Source organism: Streptomyces sp. NPDC055025 (genome assembly GCF_053608565.1).
Genome location: NZ_JBSGVS010000099.1, coordinates 1 through 24,405, shown reverse-complemented (window position 1 = coordinate 24,405; position 24,405 = coordinate 1). Strand labels below are relative to the sequence as shown.

General features: G+C 69.3%; 12 protein-coding genes. 6 read left to right on the top strand and 6 right to left on the bottom strand.

Features of this window, described 5'->3' with window-relative positions:
* Positions 1-74: 74 nt before the first annotated feature.
* From ACWGDX_RS36925 to ACWGDX_RS36900, 6 genes are all read right to left on the bottom strand, one after another.
* The gene (locus ACWGDX_RS36925) at positions 75-611 is read right to left on the bottom strand and encodes a hypothetical protein (RefSeq protein ID WP_453632858.1); all 537 of its coding nucleotides are present in this window, start codon (positions 609-611) and stop codon (positions 75-77) included.
* Positions 611-7,543 carry a polymorphic toxin-type HINT domain-containing protein gene (locus ACWGDX_RS36920; protein WP_453632856.1) on the bottom strand — a complete coding sequence of 2,311 codons (6,933 nt, stop codon included), beginning with the start codon at positions 7,541-7,543 and terminating at the stop codon, positions 611-613. The genes ACWGDX_RS36925 and ACWGDX_RS36920 overlap by 1 nt, the downstream gene beginning before the upstream one ends.
* A gap of 84 nt (positions 7,544-7,627) precedes the next feature.
* Entirely contained in the window at positions 7,628-11,239 is a 3,612-nt protein-coding gene (locus ACWGDX_RS36915; protein ID WP_453632854.1) for a LamG-like jellyroll fold domain-containing protein, read from the bottom strand.
* Between the two features lie 95 nt (positions 11,240-11,334).
* Positions 11,335-12,900: a VCBS repeat-containing protein gene (locus ACWGDX_RS36910; RefSeq protein ID WP_453632852.1), complete on the bottom strand. Its 1,566-nt coding sequence runs from the start codon at positions 12,898-12,900 to the stop codon at positions 11,335-11,337.
* A 1,097-nt stretch (positions 12,901-13,997) separates the two neighbouring features.
* A complete protein-coding gene (locus ACWGDX_RS36905) occupies positions 13,998-14,675 on the bottom strand; it encodes a sirohydrochlorin chelatase (protein ID WP_453632850.1) in 678 nt (225 codons plus the stop codon).
* On the bottom strand, positions 14,672-15,826 hold the full coding sequence (locus tag ACWGDX_RS36900) for a uroporphyrinogen-III synthase (protein ID WP_453632848.1): 1,155 nt from the start codon (positions 15,824-15,826) through the stop codon (positions 14,672-14,674). Before ACWGDX_RS36900 ends, ACWGDX_RS36905 begins: the two co-directional genes overlap by 4 nt.
* Positions 15,827-16,018: 192 nt before the next feature.
* Here ACWGDX_RS36900 and ACWGDX_RS36895 point away from each other — a divergent pair, with 192 nt between their 5' ends.
* The 6 genes from ACWGDX_RS36895 (at position 16,019) to ACWGDX_RS36870 (ending at position 24,341) form a co-directional block, all read left to right on the top strand.
* Complete coding sequence (locus ACWGDX_RS36895; protein WP_453632846.1) at positions 16,019-18,157, top strand: molybdopterin oxidoreductase family protein; 2,139 nt, start codon at positions 16,019-16,021, stop codon at positions 18,155-18,157.
* Entirely contained in the window at positions 18,154-19,371 is a 1,218-nt protein-coding gene (locus ACWGDX_RS36890; protein ID WP_453632844.1) for an NAD(P)/FAD-dependent oxidoreductase, read from the top strand. Before ACWGDX_RS36895 ends, ACWGDX_RS36890 begins: the two co-directional genes overlap by 4 nt.
* A 116-nt stretch (positions 19,372-19,487) precedes the next feature.
* On the top strand, positions 19,488-22,088 hold the full coding sequence (gene nirB / locus ACWGDX_RS36885) for a nitrite reductase large subunit NirB (RefSeq protein ID WP_453632860.1): 2,601 nt from the start codon (positions 19,488-19,490) through the stop codon (positions 22,086-22,088).
* Positions 22,085-22,447, top strand: a complete 363-nt coding sequence (nirD, locus tag ACWGDX_RS36880) for a nitrite reductase small subunit NirD (RefSeq protein WP_453632842.1) — start codon at positions 22,085-22,087, stop codon at positions 22,445-22,447. Before nirB ends, nirD begins: the two co-directional genes overlap by 4 nt.
* A 209-nt stretch (positions 22,448-22,656) precedes the next feature.
* Positions 22,657-24,033 (top strand): nitrate/nitrite transporter, encoded by a 1,377-nt coding sequence (locus tag ACWGDX_RS36875; protein WP_453632841.1) that lies wholly within the window; start codon positions 22,657-22,659, stop codon positions 24,031-24,033.
* 107 nt (positions 24,034-24,140) lie between these two features.
* Entirely contained in the window at positions 24,141-24,341 is a 201-nt protein-coding gene (locus ACWGDX_RS36870) for a DUF4236 domain-containing protein (RefSeq protein ID WP_365902953.1), read from the top strand.
* Positions 24,342-24,405 lie beyond the last annotated feature (64 nt).

Below are 24,405 nucleotides of genomic sequence, written 5' to 3'. Positions count from 1 at the left end.
GGACATCACTTGGTGTCCGCCGCCGTTGCCGTCATCTACTGCCGTCAAGCCGCAGAACGGACCCTGTGGGCGACTCAGCCAGGGCGCGGGTGATCCGCGTCGGGTTCTTTGCCTCTTGGACTGGAGGAGACATAATCCGCCTCCCGCAGTGAATCCTTTATTACCGTCGGCGCCAAGGCGACAATTTCCACCGCGCGCGCATGATCTCTCGAGTGCGCGGGGCGGCGCAGCGCCCACCGCAAGACAGCTGCGACGTCAGGCAACCGCCAAAACTCCGCTAGTCCACCCGCACCTTCTTCATCGTCTCGCGCCAGTCGCCACGCGGTCAGCGCGATCGCCACATCAACGACAGAATTTGCCAGTTGAATGTCACGGGGACGGGAACTCAGACGAAGCCTGCCACCGCTGGCTTGCCCAAGGACCACACAAGTCAGCCGCTCACCTTTAGGCGGCCAGTAGTCTCGCGGGGTGAAATCCTCGTCCGATATGGCGGACTCATCCACGTAGCCAGGAATGTTGCCCTCAATCGTATGAACCGTCAGGCCGTAGTGCTGGTGACTCGCGATTCGACATTTGATGAGCGAATAGTCTCGCACACTCGAAATGTCCATTATTTCCCTCCAGGATTCCATGGAGCGCGCGGAAATGAATTGAACTTGTCGAACAAGTGCCTCGGGATGGCATATTCAACCGCCCCTTCGTTGAGAAAATCTTCCATCGGCTTGATGTCGTTCTCCCTCAACCATCGGGACGGAACAGTCACCCGGATTCCCTGACCGTGCGTGTCACGATGCTGAGACGCATAGTCTTCGACTCGCTGCCTGTTTCCAAAGTATGCAGACCCATCGAGCCCCTCGTCCAAATCAAGCGGATGATTCTCGGGAAGGACTCCGTTGTCGAGTTCGCTCGTGCCTCGATCTCTGGGCGATACACGATAGAGATCGACGGTATCGCAGTTGTGAACCAGGACCGGTGTGGCACCTGCCACCACATAGTATGTGTGGATGTCTGCGACGGTCAGGTTGTGGACCGTGGACTGCTGGGTCCAGCGGGTGACGGCGGTGATTTGGACGTACGTGCCTGCGCTGGTGCGGAGCCACTGGCCGGGATTGAGGTCCGTGGCGTCGATCCACTCGCCGAGTTCCGGGACCCAGAAGGGGTGGCCGTCGGTGGCTGTGACCGAGGCCGTTCGGTTGCCGTGTTTGCCGTCGGTGTCCAGGGTGACCTGGACCAGGTTCTTGGCGCCCTTGCCCGTGATCTCGGCGGTGACGGTCTTGGTTCTGGTTTTGCCCGATTCGGGGTCGGTCGCCACGACCTTGTCCCCGATGTCGATGTCCTTGATGGTTTTGGTGGTGCCGTCGGCCATCAGGACTTTCGTTTCGGGGGTGAAGCTGTTGCAGCCGTCGTCGACCGCACCCGCCAGCTTCTCGGCCTTCTTGTCGAACTTCAGCCAGGACGAGAAGTTCTTGATGAGCTTGTCGACCAGGCCCGCTATCCGTTTGCCGAGTGCTACGGCTTTCTTCCACTTCCACGGCATGCCGTACTTCGCGGCGAGTTTTCCGAGGATGCCGCCGAGGAAGCTGCTCGCGACATTGAGGAAGGTCGCCCCGCAGGCGCCGAGGCTGCCGGTGGTGAAGCAGTCCAGTGCGTCGGTGAGGCCCAGTTCGTCGGCGAGGATGCCCGCGAGTTCCTTGGCCGCGGCCTGTGCCCGGATCTTCGCCGCGTCGGCCTTGGCCCGTGCCTGGTCGTACGTCTTCTTGGCCGGGGTCCGGTAGTCCCAGTCCCTGCCCTGGGTCGGAGCGACGGTGACGAAACGGAGCGGGTCACCGGCGACCTGGCCCGTGCCTCCGATGGGGTAGCCGATGCCGCACAGGTCCGCGGGGCAGAGGCCGGTCGGATCGGAGTAGGTGACCGGGTTGTTGTTGCTGTACGCGTAGCCGTTCATCTGCTGCGGGTCGGTCACGTCGATGACCGGGTCGGCCGAGATGAACCGGCCGTTCTCGGGCTCGTACTCGCGCGCGCCGAGGTGGGTGAAGCCTGTCGACGTGTCAGCCGGCTTGCCGAGGAAGCCCTTGTCGTCCACCCAGGGACTGGACGTACCGCGCTCGTTGCCGAACGGATCCATCCTGCGGCGCACCGTCGCGCCGGTCATGGCGTCGACGGCGACCGACATCGTTCCGTGCCGGTCACCGGCGAGGAACTTGACGCCCCCGGCGGTGCGCATCGCGACCGTCCGGCCCGCGAAGGAGTAGTAGCGGGTGGCCTCGACCTTCTTCGTGGCGGTGTCGAGACTCAGCTCCATACCCGGCAAATAGAGGGTTGTCCGTCCAGCCTCTTTGCGCAGCAGCCGTTCACCGGCGGCGTCGTAGGCGAAGGAAGCCGTGGCACCGCCGGTGGTCGAGGTGTCCAGACGCCCCTCGGCGTTCCAGGTCATGTCCTGGGTCGTACCGTTCCGGACGCTCTGCCGCGCGCTGCCGGAAGGGTCGTAGGTGTAGGTGTCCTGGGCATGGACCGCCGGACTGCCGCCGCCCGCCGCTACGTCCCGCACCATTCTGCTCAGGGTGTGCGGACCGCCGTCATCGGCTTCACCCGGTGTGCCGTTCAGGTTGGCGTCACCGTAGGTGTAGGTGCGGACCGTCTCGGGACTGCCGCCGGCCGCGTGCAGGGTCTGCTGCTTGCGGTTGCCCGCGGTGTCGTAGGTGAAGGAGTGCCAGTACGGGGCGGGTCCCCCGATGGTGGCCGGAGCCGGGTCGGCGGCGCAGGCGGTGTTCGTCCTGCCCGTGCCGACCGATCCGTCGGAGGAGTTGGACGTCGCCCAGGCCGCGTCCAGTCTGCGCTGCCAGTCATAGGTGAAGCACTGGACATCCGCCTGGCCACCGGTCGGTACATCCGCGATGGTGGTGACGTTGCCCGACGCGTCATAGGTGTAGCGGGCTTCCGACGTGACCTCGGCGACACTCTCGACCTCGGTCCGCGACTGGGTGAGCCGCTCGGTACCGCGCTCGTACTCGTACGACAGCCATGTCTTTCTGGAGCCGGACGCCCCCGTGGACAGTTCGAGCTGCTGGAGTTGCGACGTCGGCGAGTAGGCCGCCTTGGTGACGTAGCTGCCCGAAGTCCCGCCGAGCGTCGTTCTGAGAGCGGTCGGTCGCTGCAGTTCGTCGTAGCTGTAGACGAGGGTCTCGGCCGGCAGTCCTCCCGCTGCCGGCATGCTCATGGACTGGACGGTGCCGTCCTGGTTGTACTGGGTGCCGAAGTCGTAGGAAGCCTTCAGCGCCGCGTCCTCGGTGCCCGCGAGGGTGACCCGGGTGAGGGTCGGCTGGTACATGTTGTCGAGCTGCACATTGAGGGTCGACGACTGCACGACCCCGTTGGCATACCGGTAGCTCCCGTACGGCTCGCCCTTGGCGACGATGTCGTAGGTGGAGACCGTCAGTCTCGTTCCTGTGTCCGGTTCGCCCTCCCAGGTGGAGACGGGGCGACCGATCGCGTCGTACTTGGTCGATATCTTCTTGCGCCGCGCATCGGTGACGGAGGTCGGCCGGTCCAGCTCGTCATACCCGTAGTCGGTTCTGCCGGTGTCGGGGTCCTCGCTCCATATTTTGCGTCCACGCTGGTCGTAGCCGGTGGTCCAGACGTTGCCCGCCGCGTCGTGGACGGTCTTGAGCTGGTCCGCCGGTGTGTAGGTGTAGTGCGTGTTCTCGTAGTCGGCGGGGGTGCCGGTCGGCAGGGGCTCGTCGCCCTTGTAGCGGCGGATGTCCGTGGTCAGGCCCCGGCCGTTGGTGATGGTGGTGGTCGGCGGCGTACCGACGGGCGGGTCGACATGGACCCGGTCGCCCCCGTAGGTGTACGTCGTGCGCCATTTCTCCTCACCGGCGCTGCGGAAGATCTCCGCGGTCGTGCGGCCCGCCCCGTCGTACTCGGTGAGGGTCTGGCCGTTCACCCCTTTGTCGACCGCGTCGAAGACCTGGTCCTTCGGGGCCTCGGTGGTGAAGTAGTCGGCGTTGGCCTTGGCGATATTGCCCAGTCCGTCGTAGAAGGTGTCGGCGATGATGCGGCCGCCGTTGGGGCCTTCGGTCTGCTGCTGGCGGGGGCGGAGCATTCCGTCGTACAGGGCGTATTCGACGCCGTACCGCTCGGTGCCGTCCTTCTGCCTTTCGAGCTTCTCCGTCTTGACGGCTACCGGCCCGCCTGTCTTCCGCACCACGTACGTGTATTTGATGGAGGGTGGGAAGTCGCTGGCCTTGGGCCGGTCGGGCAGCCATACGGAGGTGAGACGGCCCAGGGCGTCGTAACCGAGGTCGGTACGTTTCTCGTTCATGTCGACCTGTGCGGCCGGGGAGCCCCATGAGCGGTCGTACTCGGTCGATGTCTTCCAGCCGAGCGGGTTGGTCTCGGTCTTCTTGGTGGTGAGGCCGTCCGTCTCGGCGTAGGCGATCGTTGTGGACTTGCCGGCCGCGTCGGTCACCTTCAGGGGCCTGCCGAAGGCGTCGAAGTCGGCCATCGCCGACGAGGTGAGGGTTTCGTAGGTGGCCTGGGTGCCGTCGTGGGACGCGAGGCGCTGGACCTTGGTGGTGTCGCCCTTCACGGGGGCCGCGCCCAGTCCCAGACCGTCGTAGTACGTCAGGTCGTCGGAGATGACCTGGGTCCTTCGGTCGGGTGTCGTGCCGCAGGCGACGGCCACCTGCTCCACCCGCGAGACGAAGGAGAGCATGTGCTTCGCCGTGTTGTCCGCGTACTGGGTCCGGACACAACGGTTGTCCGAAGGATCACCGGTGGCACCGAAGTCGTCGACCTCGGTCGCCCGGCCGGTCGCCGCGTCGTAGCGCGTGGTGGACTTGGTCTCCTGCCAGCCGCCGCTCTCCAGCGCGGTGTACGACGTGGTCGTCTCGGGACGCACGAAGTACGCGCGGTCGGTGCCCCAGCTGTTGACCCGCGTCGCCGTCGTGCGGGACCAGGTGGTGTTGATGCTCTTGGAGACGATCCTGTCGGCCGTGAAGGCGCCGTTGTAGGTCGCCGTCTCCAGTTCCTGGCCGGAGAGCTCGTTGCTGTCGGCGTGCGCCGTGCCCGTGGAGTCGGTCACCTGGCCGCCGAGTCCGCGCAGGAAGGTGTGCTCGGTGCGGGTGTTGGCAGGGCTGACCGTATCGCCGGAGTTGGTGACGCGCACCTTTCCGTAGCCGCGCCAGTCGCTGCGCGTACGGTACTTGTCGTCCGTGATGCCGTCGGGCTCGGTCATCTTCCAGCCGGCGTCGCCCAGATACTCGTACTCGCTGACCATGTCCGGTGCGCCACCGGTCAGATCGGTCTGCACCACGCGTTCGACGAGGTACTTGTGGAACCAGTCGGTGACCGGCTCCGGCTCACCGGGCGGATTCCATTTGACGGGGTAGCAGGCCTTGGCGGAACTGTCGGCGGGTGGCAGAGCACCGGCCCGGCATTCGGCGTCTCGGTAGATGATGTCCAACTGGCCGCCGGTGTCGTTGTCGACGCCGGAGAGCCGGAAGCGTTTCATCGGCTGGATGTTGTCGTCAGTGGTGTCGATACGGTTCGGCAGTTGCTCACCGAGCAGTTCGACGGACGGCATCTCGACGGAACTGGTGCCGGCATGACCGGTGTGCTTGATCTCGTTCAACCAGAGCGACTGCGAGCTGTCGCCGTTGTCCGTGAAGATGTGCTTGAGAGTCCAGGAGTCGATGTCCGAGTAGCCGGTGCCGCTGCGGATCTGCGTCGTGACCTTGCTGAGCTTCTTCCGGGTCCAGAACGTGGGTGAGTTCTGTCCCGGGCACTTGGTGTCCGCCTTGCAGTCGCGGTCCCAGGGGACGTCCGGCCAGCGGTTCGCCGTGGCGTCCGTCAGATCGCCGGGCTCGCAGTCGGCCGCCGTGTCGAGGCAGCGCTCATCGGTCGTGAAGACCATGTGCGCGGGGGCAGGGGTGTCGTACAGTTTGCCGTCGCGCTGACCGTAGTCGATCCGCTTCAGATAGCCGCCACGGGTGTACGGCTTGCCGTTCTCCCCGGTCTTGAGACCCTGCGTGTAGTAATTGGTCTCCTTGCCGTAGTAGTACGACATGGCGTTGCCGTGCGGGTCGACCACGTAGTCCAGATTCCAGCGCCATGCCTGGAGGCAGTGCGCGTCCGCGAGCGCGGCCTTGTAGCAGGGTTCGCCCGCGTCATCACCGTAGACGGGGACGGTCCAGGCCGATCCCGTCTCCTCCTTGCCAGAGGTCCAGCCGGGCGGGCGGCTGAGACCGAAGTAGTACTGAACTCCGTCCGTGCTGGTGACGCGCCAGTGCTCACCGTCGTTGTCGCCGTTGGCGCCGCCGGTCAGCTTCTCGACCTTGGTGTTGGCGTCATTACTGACACGCCATTCCTGTACGGCGTCGTTGTCGTCGGCGTCCACCTTGATCAGTTCGCCCGATGTACCTCCGGCGAGCTGGATCGTGGCGTTGTCATAGGCCCAGCACTGGTCACCGTTGGTCTTGTCATGGCCGTCGTCCGCGCAGGGCTTGTAACGGCGTTCGATGAAGCCGGGCTCGTAGCCGAAGCCCTGACCGATCCAGGAGCCCTGGTTGTTGGTGGTCGCCGTTTGGCCGTCGACCGACTGGGAGCTGTAGCCGAAGGAGACCGAGGGGACGAGTCCGCCGGGTGCGGGGGGCGTACGCAGGGGGTACGACCAGTTGAAGGCACCGGAGGAGTTCGCCACGCTCCATTCCGATGACGGAGCGAGGGGCGTGGCACCATAACTGCCCTGATCGCCGGAGGCGGCGGCGATCGCGGCGAGTACCGTCACCCCGCCGGTGCCTCCGTCTTCGGCTGCCGTACGGGCGTCTGTCTTGGCGGTCTTCGATGCGACCGGCACGTCGGCGGACAGGGTCCGGCCGGCGGTGTCATTGGTGGCCGGCAGCTCGCGCGGTGTGGAGCAGGCGGCCTTCTCCGGCGTGGTGAGCAGGCAGGAGGGATACTGCACCAGACGCAGCCGGGAGCCGTAGCCTCCGCCGTACGCGTCGGCGAAGCCGGAGTAGTCGAGGGTCAGACGGGCCGCGTCCGCCGGGTCGGCGGTGGACGGAGTGTCCGTTGCGGAGATGGTGAACAGCACACCGTCGATACCCGCGGCCCGCGTCTTCGTACGGCTGACCGTCTCGACGGCGAACGAGACGGGGGTGGACGCGGCGGCAGATCTGGACTTGGCCGTTCTTGGCGGCGGTCCGACTTCTATGGGCAAGCCGTCGGCCTTGACCGGTACGGCGCCGACGGTGGTCTCGTCGCGAGCCGCTGTCGGCCAGCTCACGTCGGCCGGACGTTTCACCCGTGCCTTCTCGGCCGGATTGCTCTGATGGGGCCTGGACTTCAGATCAGCACCAGGCGCGGGTGCGGTGAGGTTCGGCACGTGGGGCCGGGTGGGCCCGTTGTCCCGCGCCTTCGCTTCCGGCGCGTACTGCGGGAGCAGGCCGACCGTCAGTGCCACAGCGAGGGCGCCGACCGTACGTACGCGGAGGCCGCGGCGGGAGAGCCGGGGGGAGGAACGGAACCATTGAGGCATAGACATGTCACATCTCCATGGGTCAGCGGGAGGATCACGCACAGGGAACGGGCGCGGACGGCTGCCGTCCGGCAGCCGTCCGCGGTTGTGTCACGTGACGCTGCCCAGGCTCTCGCCGGTCTGTAGTCCCGCCACTGCCGCGATGAGCGGCTGGTCGAGCGCGCCCTCGAAGACGCGCACTTCGTCGATCGCGCCGGAGAAGTACTCCCGGCCGACCGCGTTCGCCGATGTACGACCGACCTGGATTCCCGCCTTCGACAGATCCCAGGTGTTGGGCCAGCTGACGGCCGGTCCGGCCGGTTCCCCGTTCACGAAGAGCTGCACCTCGGCGAAGAGCGCGTTGTAGCTCAGAGCCAGATGATCGCCATCGTCCTCGGCGCTGGGCAGCCATCCGGTGGCGGCGGCCTCGGTGACCACGGCGTCGGCGGTGTCCTTCTCGGTGAGCGTCAACTGCCAGCGGTCGGCGGCGGCGTTGTACCGGACGCGGGCCGCCGCGCCGGTCGAGCCGACGAGAGACAGCACGCTCTGATCGATGGTCGCCGTGGGTGAGGAAAGCCTGGCCCGTGCGGTCACGGTGAAGCTGGCCTTCGGCTTCAGCAGCCCGGCGGCCCGGTCCGCGTAACCGTCGGTCCCGCCCAGCAGGAGATGTCCGTCGCCCCAGAGTGGTTCGGCGGCAGGCAGACATTCCGGATCGCCGGCCGGATCACAGGAATCGTCCGGCCGGTACACGGACGCACTGCCGCGCAGTGAGAGCCCCGTTCCGCCGGTGATATCAGGTGTGGTGCCGTCGACGGCCTCGTCCATGTTCCAGTAGCCGAGCTGACGCGGAGGCAGTCCGCCGAGGCTCGTACTCTCGCCCTGGGCCACCACCCGGTCGAAGACCTGGACATCGGCCACGATGCCCTTGAGATACGCGGTGTAGCCGGCGGGCTCCAGGGCACGGCCGATCTGGAGGCCGCCCGTGGCGTTCCAGGTCGTGGAGCGCTGCTGGATGTCCCCGGAGATCAGCCGCCCGTTGATATACATCCGCATCGTGCCGGGGGCCTTGCCGTCATTCATGTCGTAGACACCGATCAGATGGGTCCATTCGCCGGTCACCGGCTGAGGGCCCAGCACTTCCCACGAGGTCATGGAGTCGATCTCGCTGTCCGGTGCGAGGAAGGACCAGCGCTTCGACGTGCCGTCGTAGCCGAGCGAGAAGCCGGACTGGGCGGAGCCGTCCTGGCTGACCACCGTCATGGAGCTTCTCGGCAGCTCGGGGAGCATCACCCAGGCGGCCACCGAAAAGGTTTTGTCGGTGTCCACCACATGCCGGCCCGAGTCCAGGTACGCGCCGGCGGATCCGTCCAGTTGGGCCGCGGTTCGCAGGGATCCGTGCGGGCCAGGCATGCCGAAGGTCACCCCCGGCCCCGCGGTTGCGGCTGGTCCGCCGCTTCCGTCCGCGGCCTGCGAGGATCCGGCGGGGTCCGCCAGGGACCAGGCGGTTTTGGGGGCCCGGCCCTTCTCCACCCGGAAGGTGTAGCCCGTTGTGACCTCCCGGCTGTTGCCCGCCTGGTCGACGGCCTCGACGAACAGGGTGTAGGGGCCCTCGCTCGGCGGCATCCAGCGCACGGTGACGGGCCGGCCGGGCTCGACCGGCAGGGCGGTCTTCTGTGCCTCACCGGTGAACTGATAGCGGTAGGAGGCGATTCCGGTGCCTGGTGAGTACAGGGTGAAGGAACCGTAGTCGCCCACCCCTCGGTGCCAGAGGTCGTCGTCGGGATACTCCGGCGACGTCACGATGGGTGCGTCGGGTTTCGTCGCGTCGTAGATGAATTCACAGCGGGTCGCCGTACCGGCGTCGCTCCAGGGCCCCCACGCGGTGCCGTCACTGCCGCGAGCACGCCAGCCGATGACGGTGTTCTGGGGGAGCGTGAAGGCCGGGGTGTCATCAGTGGTGAGATCGGTGCCGGTCCGGTACTTGAACGTCTCGTAACCACCGGCCGACTGGTCCGAGTTGGAAGTCTTCTCCCCAGTGGTGACGGAGTATCGTTTCTCCTTTCCATCCGCTCCTGTCCAGAAGATCTCGAACTCCGCCTTCAGCCGCTCGGTGTTGCCGCCCACGTCTCCGTGGTCCTGGTCCCGAACGATCGCCTGAAGCATCGGCGCCTCATCCGCGTAGTGCTTCTGAGCCTCGCCATACGCGCACTTTCCGCCCGGGTTCATCGTCAGTTCGGACATCTTCGGCTGGTACGGCGCCCGGTTGTAGGTGATTTCCAGCGCTGCGTTGTTGCAGAAGCGCTTCCATGACGCGTACGAATCCTCCGCTGCCGCCTGAAGGCCGAAGGTGGTGGTCTCCCAGCCGCTCGACACGGCCTGCTGCACGGTGCTGGTGACCTGGAAGCGGACGTTCTGGTTCGTCGTGGAGCAGTTTCCCGCCGGATTGGTCGGGGACTGGGCAGCCGCCTGCGCCTTGCTTGAGGGCCTGTTGGACCAATTCGTTTTGGAACTGATCGCGCTGCCTCCCGAGCTGTTCACACGGTGTAACTGGACCGAGCGTGCTTCGCTGTTGTACGTGTGCACCAGCGTGATGGCGAACTCGGCCTTGAGGATCGTCTTTCCCTCAAGGCTGCCCGTGGGTATCGCGTAGTACTGACGCTGCACATCGCTTCCGCTCGCGCACCGTACGGACACGTCCGCCGGGCAGCGCCCCACGCCCTTGCCCGACTCTCCCGCACCGTCCGAGTTGGCGAACTTCCAGCCTTCCAAGGTGGGGTTGGCGGACGACACCCAGGTCCAGCCGGTGCGGCCGACGGTCTTGCTCACGGGGTCGATGAAGACGGGGTACCGCGTGTCCTGGCCGGTCAGAAGTTCTTGGTCCGGCGTGAGCACCATGCTGCCCTGTCGCCACTCCAGTCCCACATCGGCGACCTGGGCTCCCTCGGCCGGTCCGGCGACAGCGGTGGCGCGTAGCTCCGCCGCCACCCGCTTCGCAGCCCCTTCCTGCAACGCGCCCCGGGAGTCCCACATCAGCGGCTGTGGTGCCTCGAACACTGCTCCGCCCGACGCAGCGTCCTCGGCGACGATCCCGCCTTCCGTGTCCGTGCTCACCTCAAGTCCATCGGCACGGACGGGAAGTTCGATGGAGGAGAGAGCGGGATTCGCCGCAGCTTCCGCCGTCTTCACCACGAGCAGATGCGACAGACCGTCGTTCTCCGCCCGCACCACCAGGTCCACGTCGGGCAGTACGGAACGGTAGGTGGCGCTGTCACCGTCGACCTCGGGCTCCGGCAGTACCTCGGGCCAGAAGAAGGAGAGAGTCCTTCCGTCACGTCCAAGGGTGGCGAACACCTTGTCACCGCCGCCGGAGAACGTCATCGCCGTGGTCGTGGCCCGCGGGGCCAGGCGACCGTTCGCCTGCTCGGCGAGAGTGGTGTCGATATCGGCCCACGTACCGCCCTTGCGGGTCCTCACCGGCTGCGCGTACTCCCTGGCCGTGAATGTTCCGTCCGGATTGGCGAAGGTCTCACCACGTTCATGGCGCAGTGAGAGAACCTCGGCGGGATCGCCGGACTCCCTCGCGGCGGTGAGCGCCTCCTGCTCGGTTCCGGCGGCTGTCCGTGCCTGCTCGCCTGCCCCACGCGACCGGGGGGTGTCCACGGCGGTGGCGGACGGGGTGGTCCCACCGACGCAGAGCAGAGCGGTCAGCGCCGTACCTGTCACCAGCAGCCGACGCCGGCGAAGACCCTTTGCGCGAGCGGTTTCTACTGTGCTGCCGACCGCCGTTCCCTTGGCGCGCGCACGCGTTCGATAGTCACTCATCGAACGACCGCGCCGAATGCCTTGCCCTCGTCCGGGAGCCCACCGGCCCCCGGCTTGAAGGTCTGCACCGTGCCGGTACCGGCGGCGACCGCCGCCCACGGCACCGTGTTCACCAGGCCCTTCGGTGCGTCCTCGCCCTTGCTCGACGGCACGCCCACGTACAGGTCGGTGGAAGTGGCCCACAGTCCCATACCCGCGAATTCCCGGGCACCCGCCGTGCCAGGCAGCAGTCCGTCCCCGCGCGTCAGGATCCTGTCGCCCGCTCCCGGGGCCCCCAGACCGGGCAGGACCTGAACGGCGCCGGCGTTCTCCGCCGCGCCGACCTCCTGATTCGGCACACTGACAGCCAGCTTGACCGTGGCGGCCGTGCCGACGGCGCCGGGAGCGGTATCGGCGAGCGCGACACGCTGACCGAAGAAGTCGCTGATCACCGGGTCACCCTCGACATCGGGCGAGAGGCGATCGATCAGATTGACTTCGGTCACCGCCCCTGTCGGTTTCACCTGGACCACGGTGACGGCGCCCGCGTCCCGGACATCGCCGACATCTTCGTTCGGCGTGCCGATGGCGAGCAGGACATCGGTCGCGGACGCAGCCCCCTGCGGCCGGTACGGGAGGATCGAAAGCGCCGTGCCGAACCGGTCATCGGCCTCCGCCGTACCGGACACGAGCGCCGGATGCTCCTCCTCCATACCGAGCAGAGGGGTCGGCAGTCCACCGACGACCGTGTGGTTGAACACCGTCACCATGCCGGCGAAGGTCTGTGTACCGACGGCCTCGCCGGGCGTGCCCACCGCGAAGAACCGCTCCGTGGCGACGAGCGACGCGCCGAAGCGGTCGTTCGTCTCGACAGCCCCGGGAACTCCGGCGTCGTCCTGGGTCACGCCCACCTTCGTCGTGTCCTGTACGTACTGGATGCACCCGGCGTCCGTGGCGGCTCCGACATCCTCGCCAGGTACGCCCACAGCGAGGAAGGGCTTGCCCCCTGACGTCTCGCCGGCCGCGAGGGAGAAGCCGAAGAGGTCTCCGGCTTCGTTGGTCGCGTCGGAGACGAAGCCCGCCTGCGAGTAGGTGTTGATGACGGATCCGGCGCCGATACCCGTCGGGGAGCCGTGGATCACATGGATCAGTCCGGCGTCGAGCTGGTTGACACCGTCCCTGACGACGTCCTCGTACGGTGCGCCTACCACCAGGTCCGTGCAGCCGTCCCGATCCACGTCGTAGGTGTCCAGCGAGTAGCCGAACCTGTCTCCGGCCTCCGGTCCCGCGGCACTGCCCGGCAGTGCCTGCGAGAGCTCCGAGGTCCCCTTGCCGCCGCCTAGGACGACGCGGACGAGACCGGCGGTGGTCTGGTCGTTGACGGTGGCATCGGGGTCGGCGATCGCGATGTCCCGGATGCCGTCCCCGTTGAAATCCACCTCCGTGCCGCCGGTGCAGGCTGCGGCCTGGGCGCCGGGTGCCAGGGCGGTCGAGCCGCCCGTGTACGAGTGAGCGGCTCCGGTTGGAAGGGTGATCAGGGCGGTCGCCAGTGCCGCGACGGCCACTCCACTCACTCTGCCCACCGAACCGTCTCTACGGCACCACAACACCACGCTCATCGCCCCCACCTCAACGACACAGAAATTGCACAAGTGCCCTTGAGTTAACGATCAACAACGCAGAGGAGTCAACAGGGTTTCGCGCCACCCGGCCGGAACCCGACCGGAACTGTCCTGAGCTGCGCGAAGTCGGTCAGCTCAAGAACCCGGTGCCCGTGCCGCCGCCCCGCCCCGGCCGCGGGCGGTGTTACGGCTTCCGGAGCCTCCGGCGAACCACTGCTGGACAAGGAGGCCGGGAGGGTGCCATCTGTCCGCGGGCCATGGACGGAGTCTCGACACCGACACCAGGAAGGCGGTCTCGGGGCCTGCTGGGCGACCTTCCTCAGTCTGGCAAACAGCTTCCCCCCGAGACTTAGTGAGGAAAATACCGTTCACCTCCGGGCGAGGACGCGAATCGAGCGCCATTTCTTCCTGCCGGGAAGAGGCGAGGTCCTTTGGTGTGGTTTGCGCGTATGGGTCGTATTGCCTGGGGTGGTTCTACAGAAACGCGAGTGGAGCTCAACCGGTAGGCCCCGCTGGTGGTCATTCGCCCAGGGATTTTCAGCTCTGTCAGAAGGATTTTCCAGGGAGGATCCGTCGTGCAGACAGGAAAGTTCGTGATGAGCTGAAAGACGGGAAACTGCTGATCAGAGCCTATCTCGTGAGCACTCGATGATGTTTACTGCGAGGCCGCCGCGCGGTTTCCCTGTACTTCACCTTCAAGTCGGCAGGGCCAGAAGCGAGAAGCAACTGGCGATACGGTGGAGATTGTCTTAGCGGGGGTTGGCGGACACCAACACCGACAACCCCGACCGCCAGGTCAGACTCAGCTTCCTGGGCTGGTGCCGAGGCCGGCAGGACGTCGAGTCGACACCGACCGTGCCCCAGTCGATCCCCAAAGGACCGGATGCCGGAACGGCCGGACAGGCATTGGTTCGAGACGGATTGACCGCAGGCTGATGCGGCGCGTCAACAGGATCTGCGGCGTCAGGTCTCAAGCGGGCCCGGTGACGAGCGTGCTGACGCTTCGTCACGGCTGATGCTCCGTCACGAGGGGACCGGCATGGCCTGGGCAGGGCACCTCATGCGCGTGTCTCGTCGTATCGGCGGAGGATCAGTTCCGCCACCGCCGTGTGTGTTCCCAGCGGTGCCGAAGTGAGGGCCGCGCCCGAGCGGGAGGCCCGGCGGGAGAAGAAGCCGGGGGCAAGGAGGTAGCCGGCGACGGCGACGGAGTCGTGGCCCTCGGCGTGCAGGTGGGCGACGGCCTGGGCCGGTGTGGGGGAGCCGGCGCAGAGGTAGGAGGGGAGGACGGGCGCGCTCAGCCGGGCCTGGAGCATCATGGCCATGCGGGCGGTGTCCGCGTTGGCCGCGGGATCCGTGGAGCCCGCGGCGGCGAGGACGACCGCGCTCCCGGCCCACCCTGCCTCGGCGAGCCGCGCCGACAGCGCGGTGGCCAGCAGCGGGTCCGGGCCCAGCGCGCGGGCGACGGACGCCCGCAGGTGTGGGGCGGCGGCCAGCGCCTTCGGGATGTCGGTGTGGACGTGATAGCCCGCGCCCAGAAGCAGCGGGACGAGCACCGCATGGCCCCGCAGCGCCGCCAGGGTCTCGTCCAGCGAGGGCCGCACGAGGTCCAGATAGCCGGCCTCGACCCGCAACCCGGGCCGCAGCGAACGGACCATGCCGAGCAGGGCTTCGACGGTGGCGACACCGGCCGGGTCGCGGGTGCCGTGGGCGACGGCGACGAGAGTCGGGCCCGTCATCCGCCGACCTCCAGCCGGTACCCGCGCTTCGGCACCGTCCGTACCAGCCCCGCGTGCGGTCCCAGTGCGCCACGCAGTCGCGCGACCGCGGCCTCGACCGCGTGCTCGTCCGTGGTCGTGCCCGCCCAGACCCGGCGCAGCAGGTCGGCGCGGCTGACCACCCAGCCCGGGTGTTCGGCCAGCGCCCGCAGCACCGCCGCGGAGACCGGCGGCAGCCAGTAACTCTCCTCGCCGACGACGAGCGCGCTGCCCTGCAGCGCCAGGGTGCGCCCGCCGGCTTCCAGCTCGCGGCGGTTGCGCACCGGGACCGTCTCGGTGATGGTGCGCACCAGCGCCCCGAGCCGTCCGCGTTCGGGGCAGACCACGGGTACGCCGACGCTCTCCAGCGGCCGGGCGCAGACCGGGCCGACGCACACCGGCAGCACGTCCTCGCGCAGCGCGGCCAGGATCTCGGGACGCAGTCCCAGCGTGTCCGCCGCGTGCAGGAAGGCGGTGATCGCCGGCGCGCTGGTGAAGGCGATGGCGTGTACCTCCCGGCGTATCGTCTGGAGCACCAGACGGCGTACCGGCTCCGGGTCCTCGGGCGGGGCCCAGCGGTAGACCGGGACCTCGATCACTTCGGCGCCGCGTTCACGCAGCGCGGCGGTGAAGCCGTCCAGCGGGGCGCCGTGTTCCTGCACCGCGATCCGGCGCCCGCTCAGATTCCGGGCGAGCAGCCAGGTCAGCAACTCGTCGTTCGCCTCGGAGCGCGGTGAGAAGGTCTCGTCCAGCCCGGTGGCACGGACCGCGCCGGTCGCCTTCGGGCCGCGGCTGAGCACCACCGCGTCCCGGCAGGTCTGGGCCAGCCGGCCGCCCTGTCCCCAGCCCTCGGCGGCGCTCATCCAGCCGCGCCAGCCGACTCCGGTGGTGGCGACCACGTAGTCCAGCGGGGCGGTCAGACACAGCTCGGTGGCCCGGCGCAGTGCCGCGTCGTCCTCCAGCGGGACGATCCGCATGGTGGGCGCCTCGACCACGCGCGCGCCTCGCCGGCGCAGCAGGGCGGTGAGCTCGTCGCGGCGGCGCGCGGCGGTCACCCCGATCGTGTAGCCGACCAGCGGGCCGACCGGCTCGGTGGCCGGAGGGCCGCCGGTGGACGTGCTGACGGTTTCCATGCTGTGCAGGCTCAGCCCGTGGGGTTTCGGTCGCGTTGCGTGGCCGTCACATGGGGGTTAGCGAAGCTCGGTGTGCTGTTACGGAAGATGTCGTTACCCCCACCTTGTCCCGGAGGCTCCATGAGGGACGTGTATCCCGGCCGCAATGCGTGTGACCCGATCGCGTAACCGCGGCGGATGACGCTCAGTGCCATGACGACGACCGACACCCACTGCCCGTACTGCTCGCTGCAGTGCGGCATGCGGCTGCGCACCGCGCCTTCCGGAGCGGCGGTGCCGGTGGAAGTCGTGGAGCGGCCGGGCTTTCCGGTCAACCTCGGCGCGCTGTGCGGCAAGGGGCGCAGCGCCGCGGCGCTGCTCGACCGGGTCGCCCGGCTGACCGCGCCGCTGGTGCGCGACCGGCGGGGCGGCGAGTTGCGCGAGGCGTCGTGGGAGGAGGCGCTGGACCGGGCCGCGGCCGGTCTGGCGGGTGCCGCCGAGCAATACGGCCGGGACGCGGTGGGGGTCTTCGGCGGGGGCGGACTGACCAACGAGAAGGCGTACCTGCTGGGCAAGTTCGCCCGCGTGGCGCTGCGTACCGCGAACATCGACTACAACGGCCGCTTCTGCATGTCCTCGGCCGCTGCCGCGCACCGGCAGGCGTTCGGGATCGACCGCGGACTGCCGTTCCCGATGGCGGACATCGCGCGCAGCGGCTGTGTGATCCTGGTCGGCGCCAACCCCGCCGAGACCATGCCGCCGGCCCTGCGCTACTTCCACGAACTGCGCGAGAACGGCGGGCGGTTGATCGTGGTGGACCCGCGTCGGACCAGGACCGCCGAGCTGGCCGACCTGCATCTCCAACCGCCGCCCGGCACCGATCTGGCGCTCGCACTCGGCCTGCTGCACCTGGTGGTCGCGGACGGGAGGCTCGACAAGGACTTCATCGAGGAGCGCACCACCGGCTTCGAGGCGGCCCGCGCCTGTGCGATGGCGCACTGGCCCGAGCGGGTGGAGCGGCTGACCGGTGTACCGGTGGCCCAACTGCGCGAGGCCGCGGGCATGTTCGCGGACGCGGAGACCGGCATGGTGCTCACGGCCCGCGGCCCCGAGCAGCAGAGCAAGGGCACCGACACCGTCAGCGCCTGGATCAATCTGTGCCTGGCCACCGGCAAGGCCGGCCGCCGTTACTCCGGGTACGGCTGCCTGACCGGCCAGGGCAACGGGCAGGGCGGCCGGGAGCACGGGCAGAAGGCCGACCAGCTCCCCGGCTACCGCTCGATCGAGGACCCGGCGGCGCGGGCGCACGTCGCCGCGGTGTGGGGGGTGGATCCGAGGGAACTGCCGCGCTCGGGGCGCTCGGCGTACGAGCTGCTGGACTGCCTCGGGCAGGAGGGCGGTGTGCGGGCGCTGCTGCTGATGGGGTCCAACCCGGTGGTCTCCGCGCCCCGGGCCGGGCACATCGCCGAGCGGCTGCGGAGCCTCGACTTCCTCGTGGTGAGCGATCTGGTGCTGTCCGAGACGGCCGAACTGGCCGATGTCGTACTGCCGTCGGCGCAGTGGGCCGAGGAGACCGGCACCACCACCAACCTGGAGGGGCGGGTGATCCTGCGTCAGCGGGCGGTCCCCGCGCCACCGGGCGTTCGCAGCGATCTGGCCGTGCTGAGCGGACTCGCCCGGCGGTTGGGGGTGGAGCGGGGCTTCTCCGAGGACCCCGAGCAGGTCTTCGAGGAGCTGCGGCGGGCCTCGGCGGGCGGCCAGGCGGACTACTCGGGCATCAGTTACGCCCGGATCCGGCGCGAGGACGGGGTGTTCTGGCCCTGCCCGGCCGGCGACAGCGACGGCGCACCGCACCCCGGGACGCCACGGCTGTTCCTGGACCGCTTCGCCACACCGGACGGCCGGGCCCGGTTCGCCGCCGTCTCGCACCGTCCGGCGGCGGAGCAGCCGGACGCCGACTATCCGCTGTTCCTGACGACGGGCCGGGTGGTCTCCCAGTACCAGAGCGGCGCGCAGACCCGCCGCGTGCCCGAGCTCAACCGGGCCGCACCCGGCCCGTTCGTGGAGCTGCACCCGCTGCTCGCACACCGGCTCGGGGTGGCCGAGGGCGAGCTGCTCGCGGTGACCAGCCGGCGCGGGCGGGCGGTCGCGCCGGCCCGGGTGACCGAGAGCATCCGGCCCGACACCGTGTTCATGCCCTTCCACTGGGGCGGCGCGGGGCGGGCCAACTCGCTGACCAATCCGGCCCTGGACCCGACCTCGCGGATGCCGGAGTTCAAGGTCTGCGCGGTGCGGGTCGAGCGGGCGGGAAGCGGGCGGGCGGGAAGCGGGCGGGCGGGGAGCGAGCTATGAACGCGCGTATCGCGGTGGTCGGCGCGGGCATGGCCGCCGCCCGGTTCGCCCAGCAGTACCAGGACCTCGGCGGGAAGGCCGAGGTGACGCTCTACGGCGCGGAGCCGCGCGCCCCCTACAACCGGGTGCTGCTCGCCGACGTACTCACCGGCCGCTACGACCCGGAGGCCATCGCCCTGCCGGTCGGCACCGCCGTGCTGCGAACTGGCGCCGAGGTCGTCGAACTGGATCTGGCCGCCCGCACGTTGAGACTCTCGGGCGGGGAGCGGGCCGAGTACGACGAACTGGTGCTGGCCACCGGCGCCAACCCGGTACTGCCACCGATCCGCGGTCTGCGCGCCCCCGGCGGCGACCTGATCGCCGGGGTGCACGCACTGCGCACCCTCGCCGACTGCCGAGGCCTGGCCGAGGCCGCGGCCGGAGCCGCGCGCGCCGTGGTGATCGGGGGCGGTGTGCTCGGCGTCAGCGCCGCCCGCGCGTTGGCCGCGCTCGGGCTTCCGGTGGAGATCGTGCACCAGGGCCCGCATCTGATCGAGCGCCAACTCGACGCACAGGCGGGCGCGGCGCTACGGAGCGCGCTGGCCGGGCTGGGCGTCGAGGTCTACCTCGGCAACCGGGCTCGGGCGCTCCGCGGCGGCGGCCGGGTCGACGCGGTGGAACTGGCCAACGGCTATCTGCTGACCACCGATCTGGTGGTGCCGGCCTGCGGGGTGCGCCCGCGTACCGGGCTCGCCCACACGGCCGGACTGCTGGTGCGCACCGGCGTGGTGGTGGACGACCGGCTGGCCGCCTCTCATCCCGGCGTGTACGCCATCGGCGACTGCACCGAGCACCGCGGCGTCGTGCACGGCCTGTCCGGCCCGGCCTGGGAGCAGGCCGACGTCCTGGCCGCGAGGCTGTCCGGGGCCGAGCCGGACAGGGAGTACACCGGCTCCCGCCCGCTGACCCGGCTCTCGGCGGGGCCGCTGGAGTACGCCGCCTTCGGCGAGGTGGACGACGAGACGCACCAGGCCGGCTCCGGCCATCATGTGCTGCGGCTGGTCGACGCCACCCGCGGCTCCTACAAGAAGCTCGTGCTGCGCGGCGACCGGCTCGTCGGCGGCATCCTGCTGGGCGATCTGGCCACGGTCGGCGCCCTGACCCGGGCGTACGAGCGGGACGAGCCGCTGCCCGAGGACCCCCTGCATCTGCTCACCACCCGAGGAGCCCGTTGATGACGCGCACGGACGGAACGGACCGTATCGGCGGCACGGACCGCATCGCCGAGAAGGATCGCATCGCCGACAAGGACCGCATCGGCGGGACGGACCGCGTCGGTGGCACGGACCGCATGGGCGACACGGACCGCGGTACGGACCGCGGTGGCACGGACCGCGAACACCTGGTGCTGATCGGCCACGGCATGGTCGGCCAGCGCTTCCTGGAGGCGCTGTTCGAGCAGCCGGACGCCGGGACTGGAGCGCCGGTCCGGCGGGTCACCGTGCTCGCCGAGGAACCCCGCCCCGCATACGACCGGGTGCATCTGACCTCCTGGTTCTCCGGTACCTCGACCGAGGAACTGTCGCTGTGCCCGCCCGGCTTCCTCACCGGGCACGGCATCGACCTGCGGCTCGGCGACCCGGCCGTCGCGGTCGACCGCGACGCACGGATCGTCACCACCGCCTCCGGGCACCGGCTCCACTACGACGCCCTGGTGCTGGCCACCGGCTCGTACCCGTTCGTACCACCCGTCCCCGGGCACGACGCCGACGGCTGCCACGTCTACCGCACCATCGAGGACCTGGAGGGGATCCGGGCCGGCGCCGCCGGTGCCCGGGTCGGCGCCGTGGTCGGCGGCGGACTGCTCGGGCTGGAGGCGGCCGGCGCGCTGCGGGCCATGGGGCTGGAGACCCATGTCGTCGAATTCGCCCCCCGGCTGATGCCGATCCAGACGGACGAGGGCGGGGGCGAGGTGCTGCGCCGCAAGATCGAGGATCTGGGCGTGCTGGTGCACACCGGCGTCGGCACGCGGGCGGTCACCACGGACGAGGACGGCCGGGTACGCGGTATGACCCTGTCCGACGGCACCGAACTCGCCGCCGACCTGGTGGTCTTCTCCGCCGGAGTGCGCCCGCGCGACCAGCTCGCCCGCGACTGCGGCCTGCCGGTCGGCGAGCGCGGCGGTGTCGTCGTCGACGAGCGGTGCCGCACCGCCGACCCCGCGGTCCTGGCCATCGGGGAATGCGCGCTGGCCGCCGACGGCCGGGTCTACGGGCTGGTCGCCCCCGGCTACGCGATGGCCGAGGCCGCCGCCCGCGAACTCGCGGGCGGCACCGGCTCCTTCACCGGAGCGGACACCTCCACCAAGCTCAAACTGCTCGGTGTGGACGTGGCCAGCTTCGGCGACGCGCACGGCACCACCGAGGGCGCGCTGGAGGTGCTCTACGCCAACAGCCGCGCGGGCGTCTACAAGAAGCTCGTCATCGGTGCGGACGGCGCGCTGCTCGGGGGCGTCCTGGTCGGCGACGCCGACTCCTACGCGCTGCTGCGCCCGCTGGCGCTGAGCGGTTCCCCACTGCCCGCCCCGCCGGAGCAGCTGGTGCTGCCCGCCTCGATCGGCGCGGCCCCCGGCCCGCTCGCGCTGCCCGACGAGGCGGTCGTCTGTTCCTGCCACAACGTCAGCAAGGGCGAGATCCGGGCCGCCGTGCGCGAGCAGGGCCGCACCAGCGTTCCCGAGGTCAAGAAGTGCACCAAGGCCGGTACCGGCTGCGGGAGTTGCGTCAAGCTGCTCGGCGGCATCGTGGCCGAGGAGCTGGCCGCGAGCGGGGTCGAGGTCGCCAAGGGCCTGTGCGAGCACTTCACGCAGACCCGCGCCGAGCTGTACGAGATCGTCCGGGTCAGGGGCATCGGCTCCTTCTCCCGGCTGATCGACGAGCATGGCAGCGCGCCGGGCGGCGAGGGCTGCGACATCTGCAAGCCCGTGGTCGCCTCCATCCTGGCGGGCCTCGGCAACGGCCACATCCTGGACGGCGAGCAGGCCGCCTTGCAGGACACCAACGACCACTTCCTGGCCAACATCCAGCGCAACGGCTCCTACTCGGTGGTGCCGCGGATCCCCGGTGGCGAGATCACCCCCCAGGGCCTGATAGTCATCGGCGAGATCGCCCGCGACTTCGGCCTCTACACGAAGATCACCGGCGGCCAGCGGATCGACCTCTTCGGCGCGACCGTGGACCAGCTCCCCCCGATCTGGCGCCGGCTCGTCGACGCAGGCTTCGAGTCCGGGCACGCCTACGGCAAAGCGCTGCGCACCGTGAAGTCGTGCGTCGGCGAGACCTGGTGCCGCTACGGCGTACAGGACTCGGTGGGCCTGGCGATCGAACTGGAACTGCGCTACCGAGGGCTGCGCTCACCGCACAAACTGAAGTCCGCGGTCTCCGGCTGCGCACGGGAGTGTGCCGAGGCGCAGGGCAAGGACTTCGGGGTGATCGCGACCGCGACCGGCTGGAACCTCTATGTGGGCGGCAACGGGGGGATGACGCCGCGTCACGCGGATCTGCTGGCGGCGGACCTGGACCGGGAGACGCTGATCCGCACCATCGACCGGTTCCTGATGTTCTACGTCCGCACCGCGGACCGGCTGGAGCGGACGGCCTCCTGGCTGGAACGGCTGGAGGGCGGCATGGACCATCTGCGGGCCGTCGTGCTGGACGACTCCCTCGGCATCCGGGCCGATCTCGACGCGCTGATGGCCCGCCACATCGAGAACTACGAGGACGAATGGGCGGCCACCCTGGCCGATCCGGAGCGGCTGCGCCGCTTCGTCTCGTTCACCAACGCGCCGGGCGTCCCCGACCCGACGATCCGCTTCGTCCCGGAGCGGGACCAGATCCGCCCGGCCCCGGCCCCGGCCCTGATCGCCGGCCCCGACCTGGAGGTACGCGTCCGATGAGCGGGACGACGAGCGCGGTGCGGGTGGAGATCCACGACGGCGCGGGGTGGGTTCCGGTGTGCGGGTACGCGGAGCTGACCCCGGGGCGCGGGGTCGCGCTGCTGGTGGGCGGCGCGCAGGTAGCGCTCTACCGCGACCGCGCGGGGGAGGTGTACGCGGTCGACAACCGCGACCCGTTCAGCGGGGCGTACGTGCTCTCGCGCGGACTGCTGGGGAACCGGGGAGCGGTCCCGGTGGTGCTCTCCCCCATGTACAAGCAGGCCTTCGATCTGCGCACGGGCGTCTGTCTGGACGAGGAGACGGCCCCGGACGGCTCGCCGGCGGTGCTGAGGGTGTGGCCTGCGAGAGTCCAGCCGTAGGCGAGCGGGGACCACGCGCGGACCCGAGAGACACGCGGCTTGCGCGTGCCCGTCCTCACACCCCCCGCCAGGCCCCGTGCGCAGGACGTTCCACCACCGAGCCACCATGCGCCGTCAGCCGAAATCTCGCCTTCCTACCTTGCTGCGTGGCGAAGCGCCAGACGCGTCAGACGCGTCAGCAGACTCCCTCTCCGCTCCGGCAGGTGCCCATGAGTACAACGGTCAGCAACTCCGAGAACACCGCGACACCGGCTTCGGCGCGGGTCCGGACCATCGACGACTGGCGTCCGGAGGACGTCGGCTTCTGGGAGGAGGCCGGGGCGCGGATCGCTCGGCGGAACCTGGTGTTCTCGGTCCTCTCCGAGCACATCGGCTTCTCCGTGTGGAGCCTCTGGTCCGTGCTCGTTCTCTTCCTCGGGCCGGAGTACCACGTCGACCCCGCCGGCAAGTTCCTGCTCACCGCCCTGCCCACCGCGCTCGGTTCGGTGCTCCGGCTGCCGTACACCTTCGCCGTGGCGAAGTTCGGCGGACGCAACTGGACGGTCTTCAGCGCACTGCTGCTCCTGGTCCCGACCATCCTCGCCGGGATCGTGCTCGAACCCGGTGTCTCCTACGGAACGCTCCTCACCGTGGCCTGTGTCGCGGGGGTCGGCGGCGGCAACTTCGCGTCCTCGATGGCGAACATCAACGCGTTCTATCCGCAGCGGCTCAAGGGCTGGGCCCTGGGCGTCAACGCGGGCGGAGGCAATCTGGGTGTGCCCGTGGTCCAGTTGGCGGGCCTGCTGATCCTCGCGACCGCGGGGGCCGCGCAGCCGCGGCTGCTGCCGCTGGCGTACATCCCGCTGATCGTCCTCGCCGCCCTCGGCGCGGCGTGGAAGATGGACAATCTCACCGCGATACGCAACGACAAGCGGGCGATGCGCGAGGTCTCCCGCGATCCGCACACGTGGGTGATGTCGCTGCTCTACATCGGCACCTTCGGTTCCTTCATCGGCTTCAGTTTCGCCTTCGGGCAGGTGCTGCAGGTGGAGTTCCACACGCAGTTCGACACCCCTGTGAAGGCCGCGTACCTCACCTTCCTCGGCCCCCTGCTCGGCTCGCTGATCCGGCCGGTCGGCGGACTGCTCGCGGATCGCTTCGGCGGCGCGAAGGTGACGCTGTGGAACTTCGCGGCGATGGCGGCCGGCGCGGCGGTGGTACTGGTCGCCTCACAGCGGGACTCGCTGGGCCTGTTCATCGCCGGCTTCGTGGCGCTGTTCGTCTTCAGCGGTGTCGGCAACGGCTCCACCTACAAGATGATCCCGGCCATCTTCCGCGCCAAGGCGCGCACCGCGGTGGCCTCCGGCGCGGACCCGGAGACGGCCGAGCGCGTCTCCCGCACACGTGCGTCCGCGCTCATCGGCATCGCGGGCGCGGTGGGCGCGTTCGGCGGGGTACTGGTGAACGTGGCGTTCCGGCAGTCGTTCCTGACCACCCACAACGGGAACGCCGCGTACCTCTGCTTCCTGGTGGGGTACGGCCTGTGCCTGGTACTGACCTGGGCCGTCTACCTCCGCAGGTCCTCCACGCGGCTTTCCGACGTGTAGCGCGGGGTCAACCGCGCCAGGCTTTTGACAGTCCACCGGTCCCACGCTCCGAGCAGACATGCATCGGTGTCCACGGGGCACCCGCACTCCTGACAGAGGAGGTGCGGATGCCGATCACATTCCGTAAGAGTTTCCGGATCCTGCCGGGGGTGCGACTCAACATCAACAAGCGCTCCTGGTCCGTCACCACCGGTGGCGGCAAGCACGGGCCGCGGCACACGTCGAGCAGTACCGGGCGGCGTACGACGTCGATGGATCTGCCCGGCCCCTTCGGCTGGCGCAAGACGACCAAGCGTGGCGGCCACTGAGCGGGGCGCGGGTCGGGAGAGTCGAGCACAACGTCAGGCGGGCCCAGGATGTCGATCCTGGGCC

Excerpts from the sequence above, each read along its gene's own strand:
- ACWGDX_RS36925 (WP_453632858.1), bottom strand. The coding sequence starts at position 611 with ATGGACATTTCGAGTGTGCGAGACTATTCGCTCATCAAATGTCGAATC.
- ACWGDX_RS36920 (WP_453632856.1), bottom strand. The coding sequence starts at position 7,543 with ATGTCTATGCCTCAATGGTTCCGTTCCTCCCCCCGGCTCTCCCGCCGC.
- ACWGDX_RS36905 (WP_453632850.1), bottom strand. The coding sequence starts at position 14,675 with ATGACGGGCCCGACTCTCGTCGCCGTCGCCCACGGCACCCGCGACCCG.
- ACWGDX_RS36900 (WP_453632848.1), bottom strand. The coding sequence starts at position 15,826 with ATGGAAACCGTCAGCACGTCCACCGGCGGCCCTCCGGCCACCGAGCCG.
- ACWGDX_RS36895 (WP_453632846.1), top strand. The coding sequence starts at position 16,019 with ATGACGACGACCGACACCCACTGCCCGTACTGCTCGCTGCAGTGCGGC.
- ACWGDX_RS36890 (WP_453632844.1), top strand. The coding sequence starts at position 18,154 with ATGAACGCGCGTATCGCGGTGGTCGGCGCGGGCATGGCCGCCGCCCGG.
- nirB (WP_453632860.1), top strand. The coding sequence starts at position 19,488 with ATGGGCGACACGGACCGCGGTACGGACCGCGGTGGCACGGACCGCGAA.
- nirD (WP_453632842.1), top strand. The coding sequence starts at position 22,085 with ATGAGCGGGACGACGAGCGCGGTGCGGGTGGAGATCCACGACGGCGCG.
- ACWGDX_RS36875 (WP_453632841.1), top strand. The coding sequence starts at position 22,657 with ATGAGTACAACGGTCAGCAACTCCGAGAACACCGCGACACCGGCTTCG.
- ACWGDX_RS36870 (WP_365902953.1), top strand. The coding sequence starts at position 24,141 with ATGCCGATCACATTCCGTAAGAGTTTCCGGATCCTGCCGGGGGTGCGA.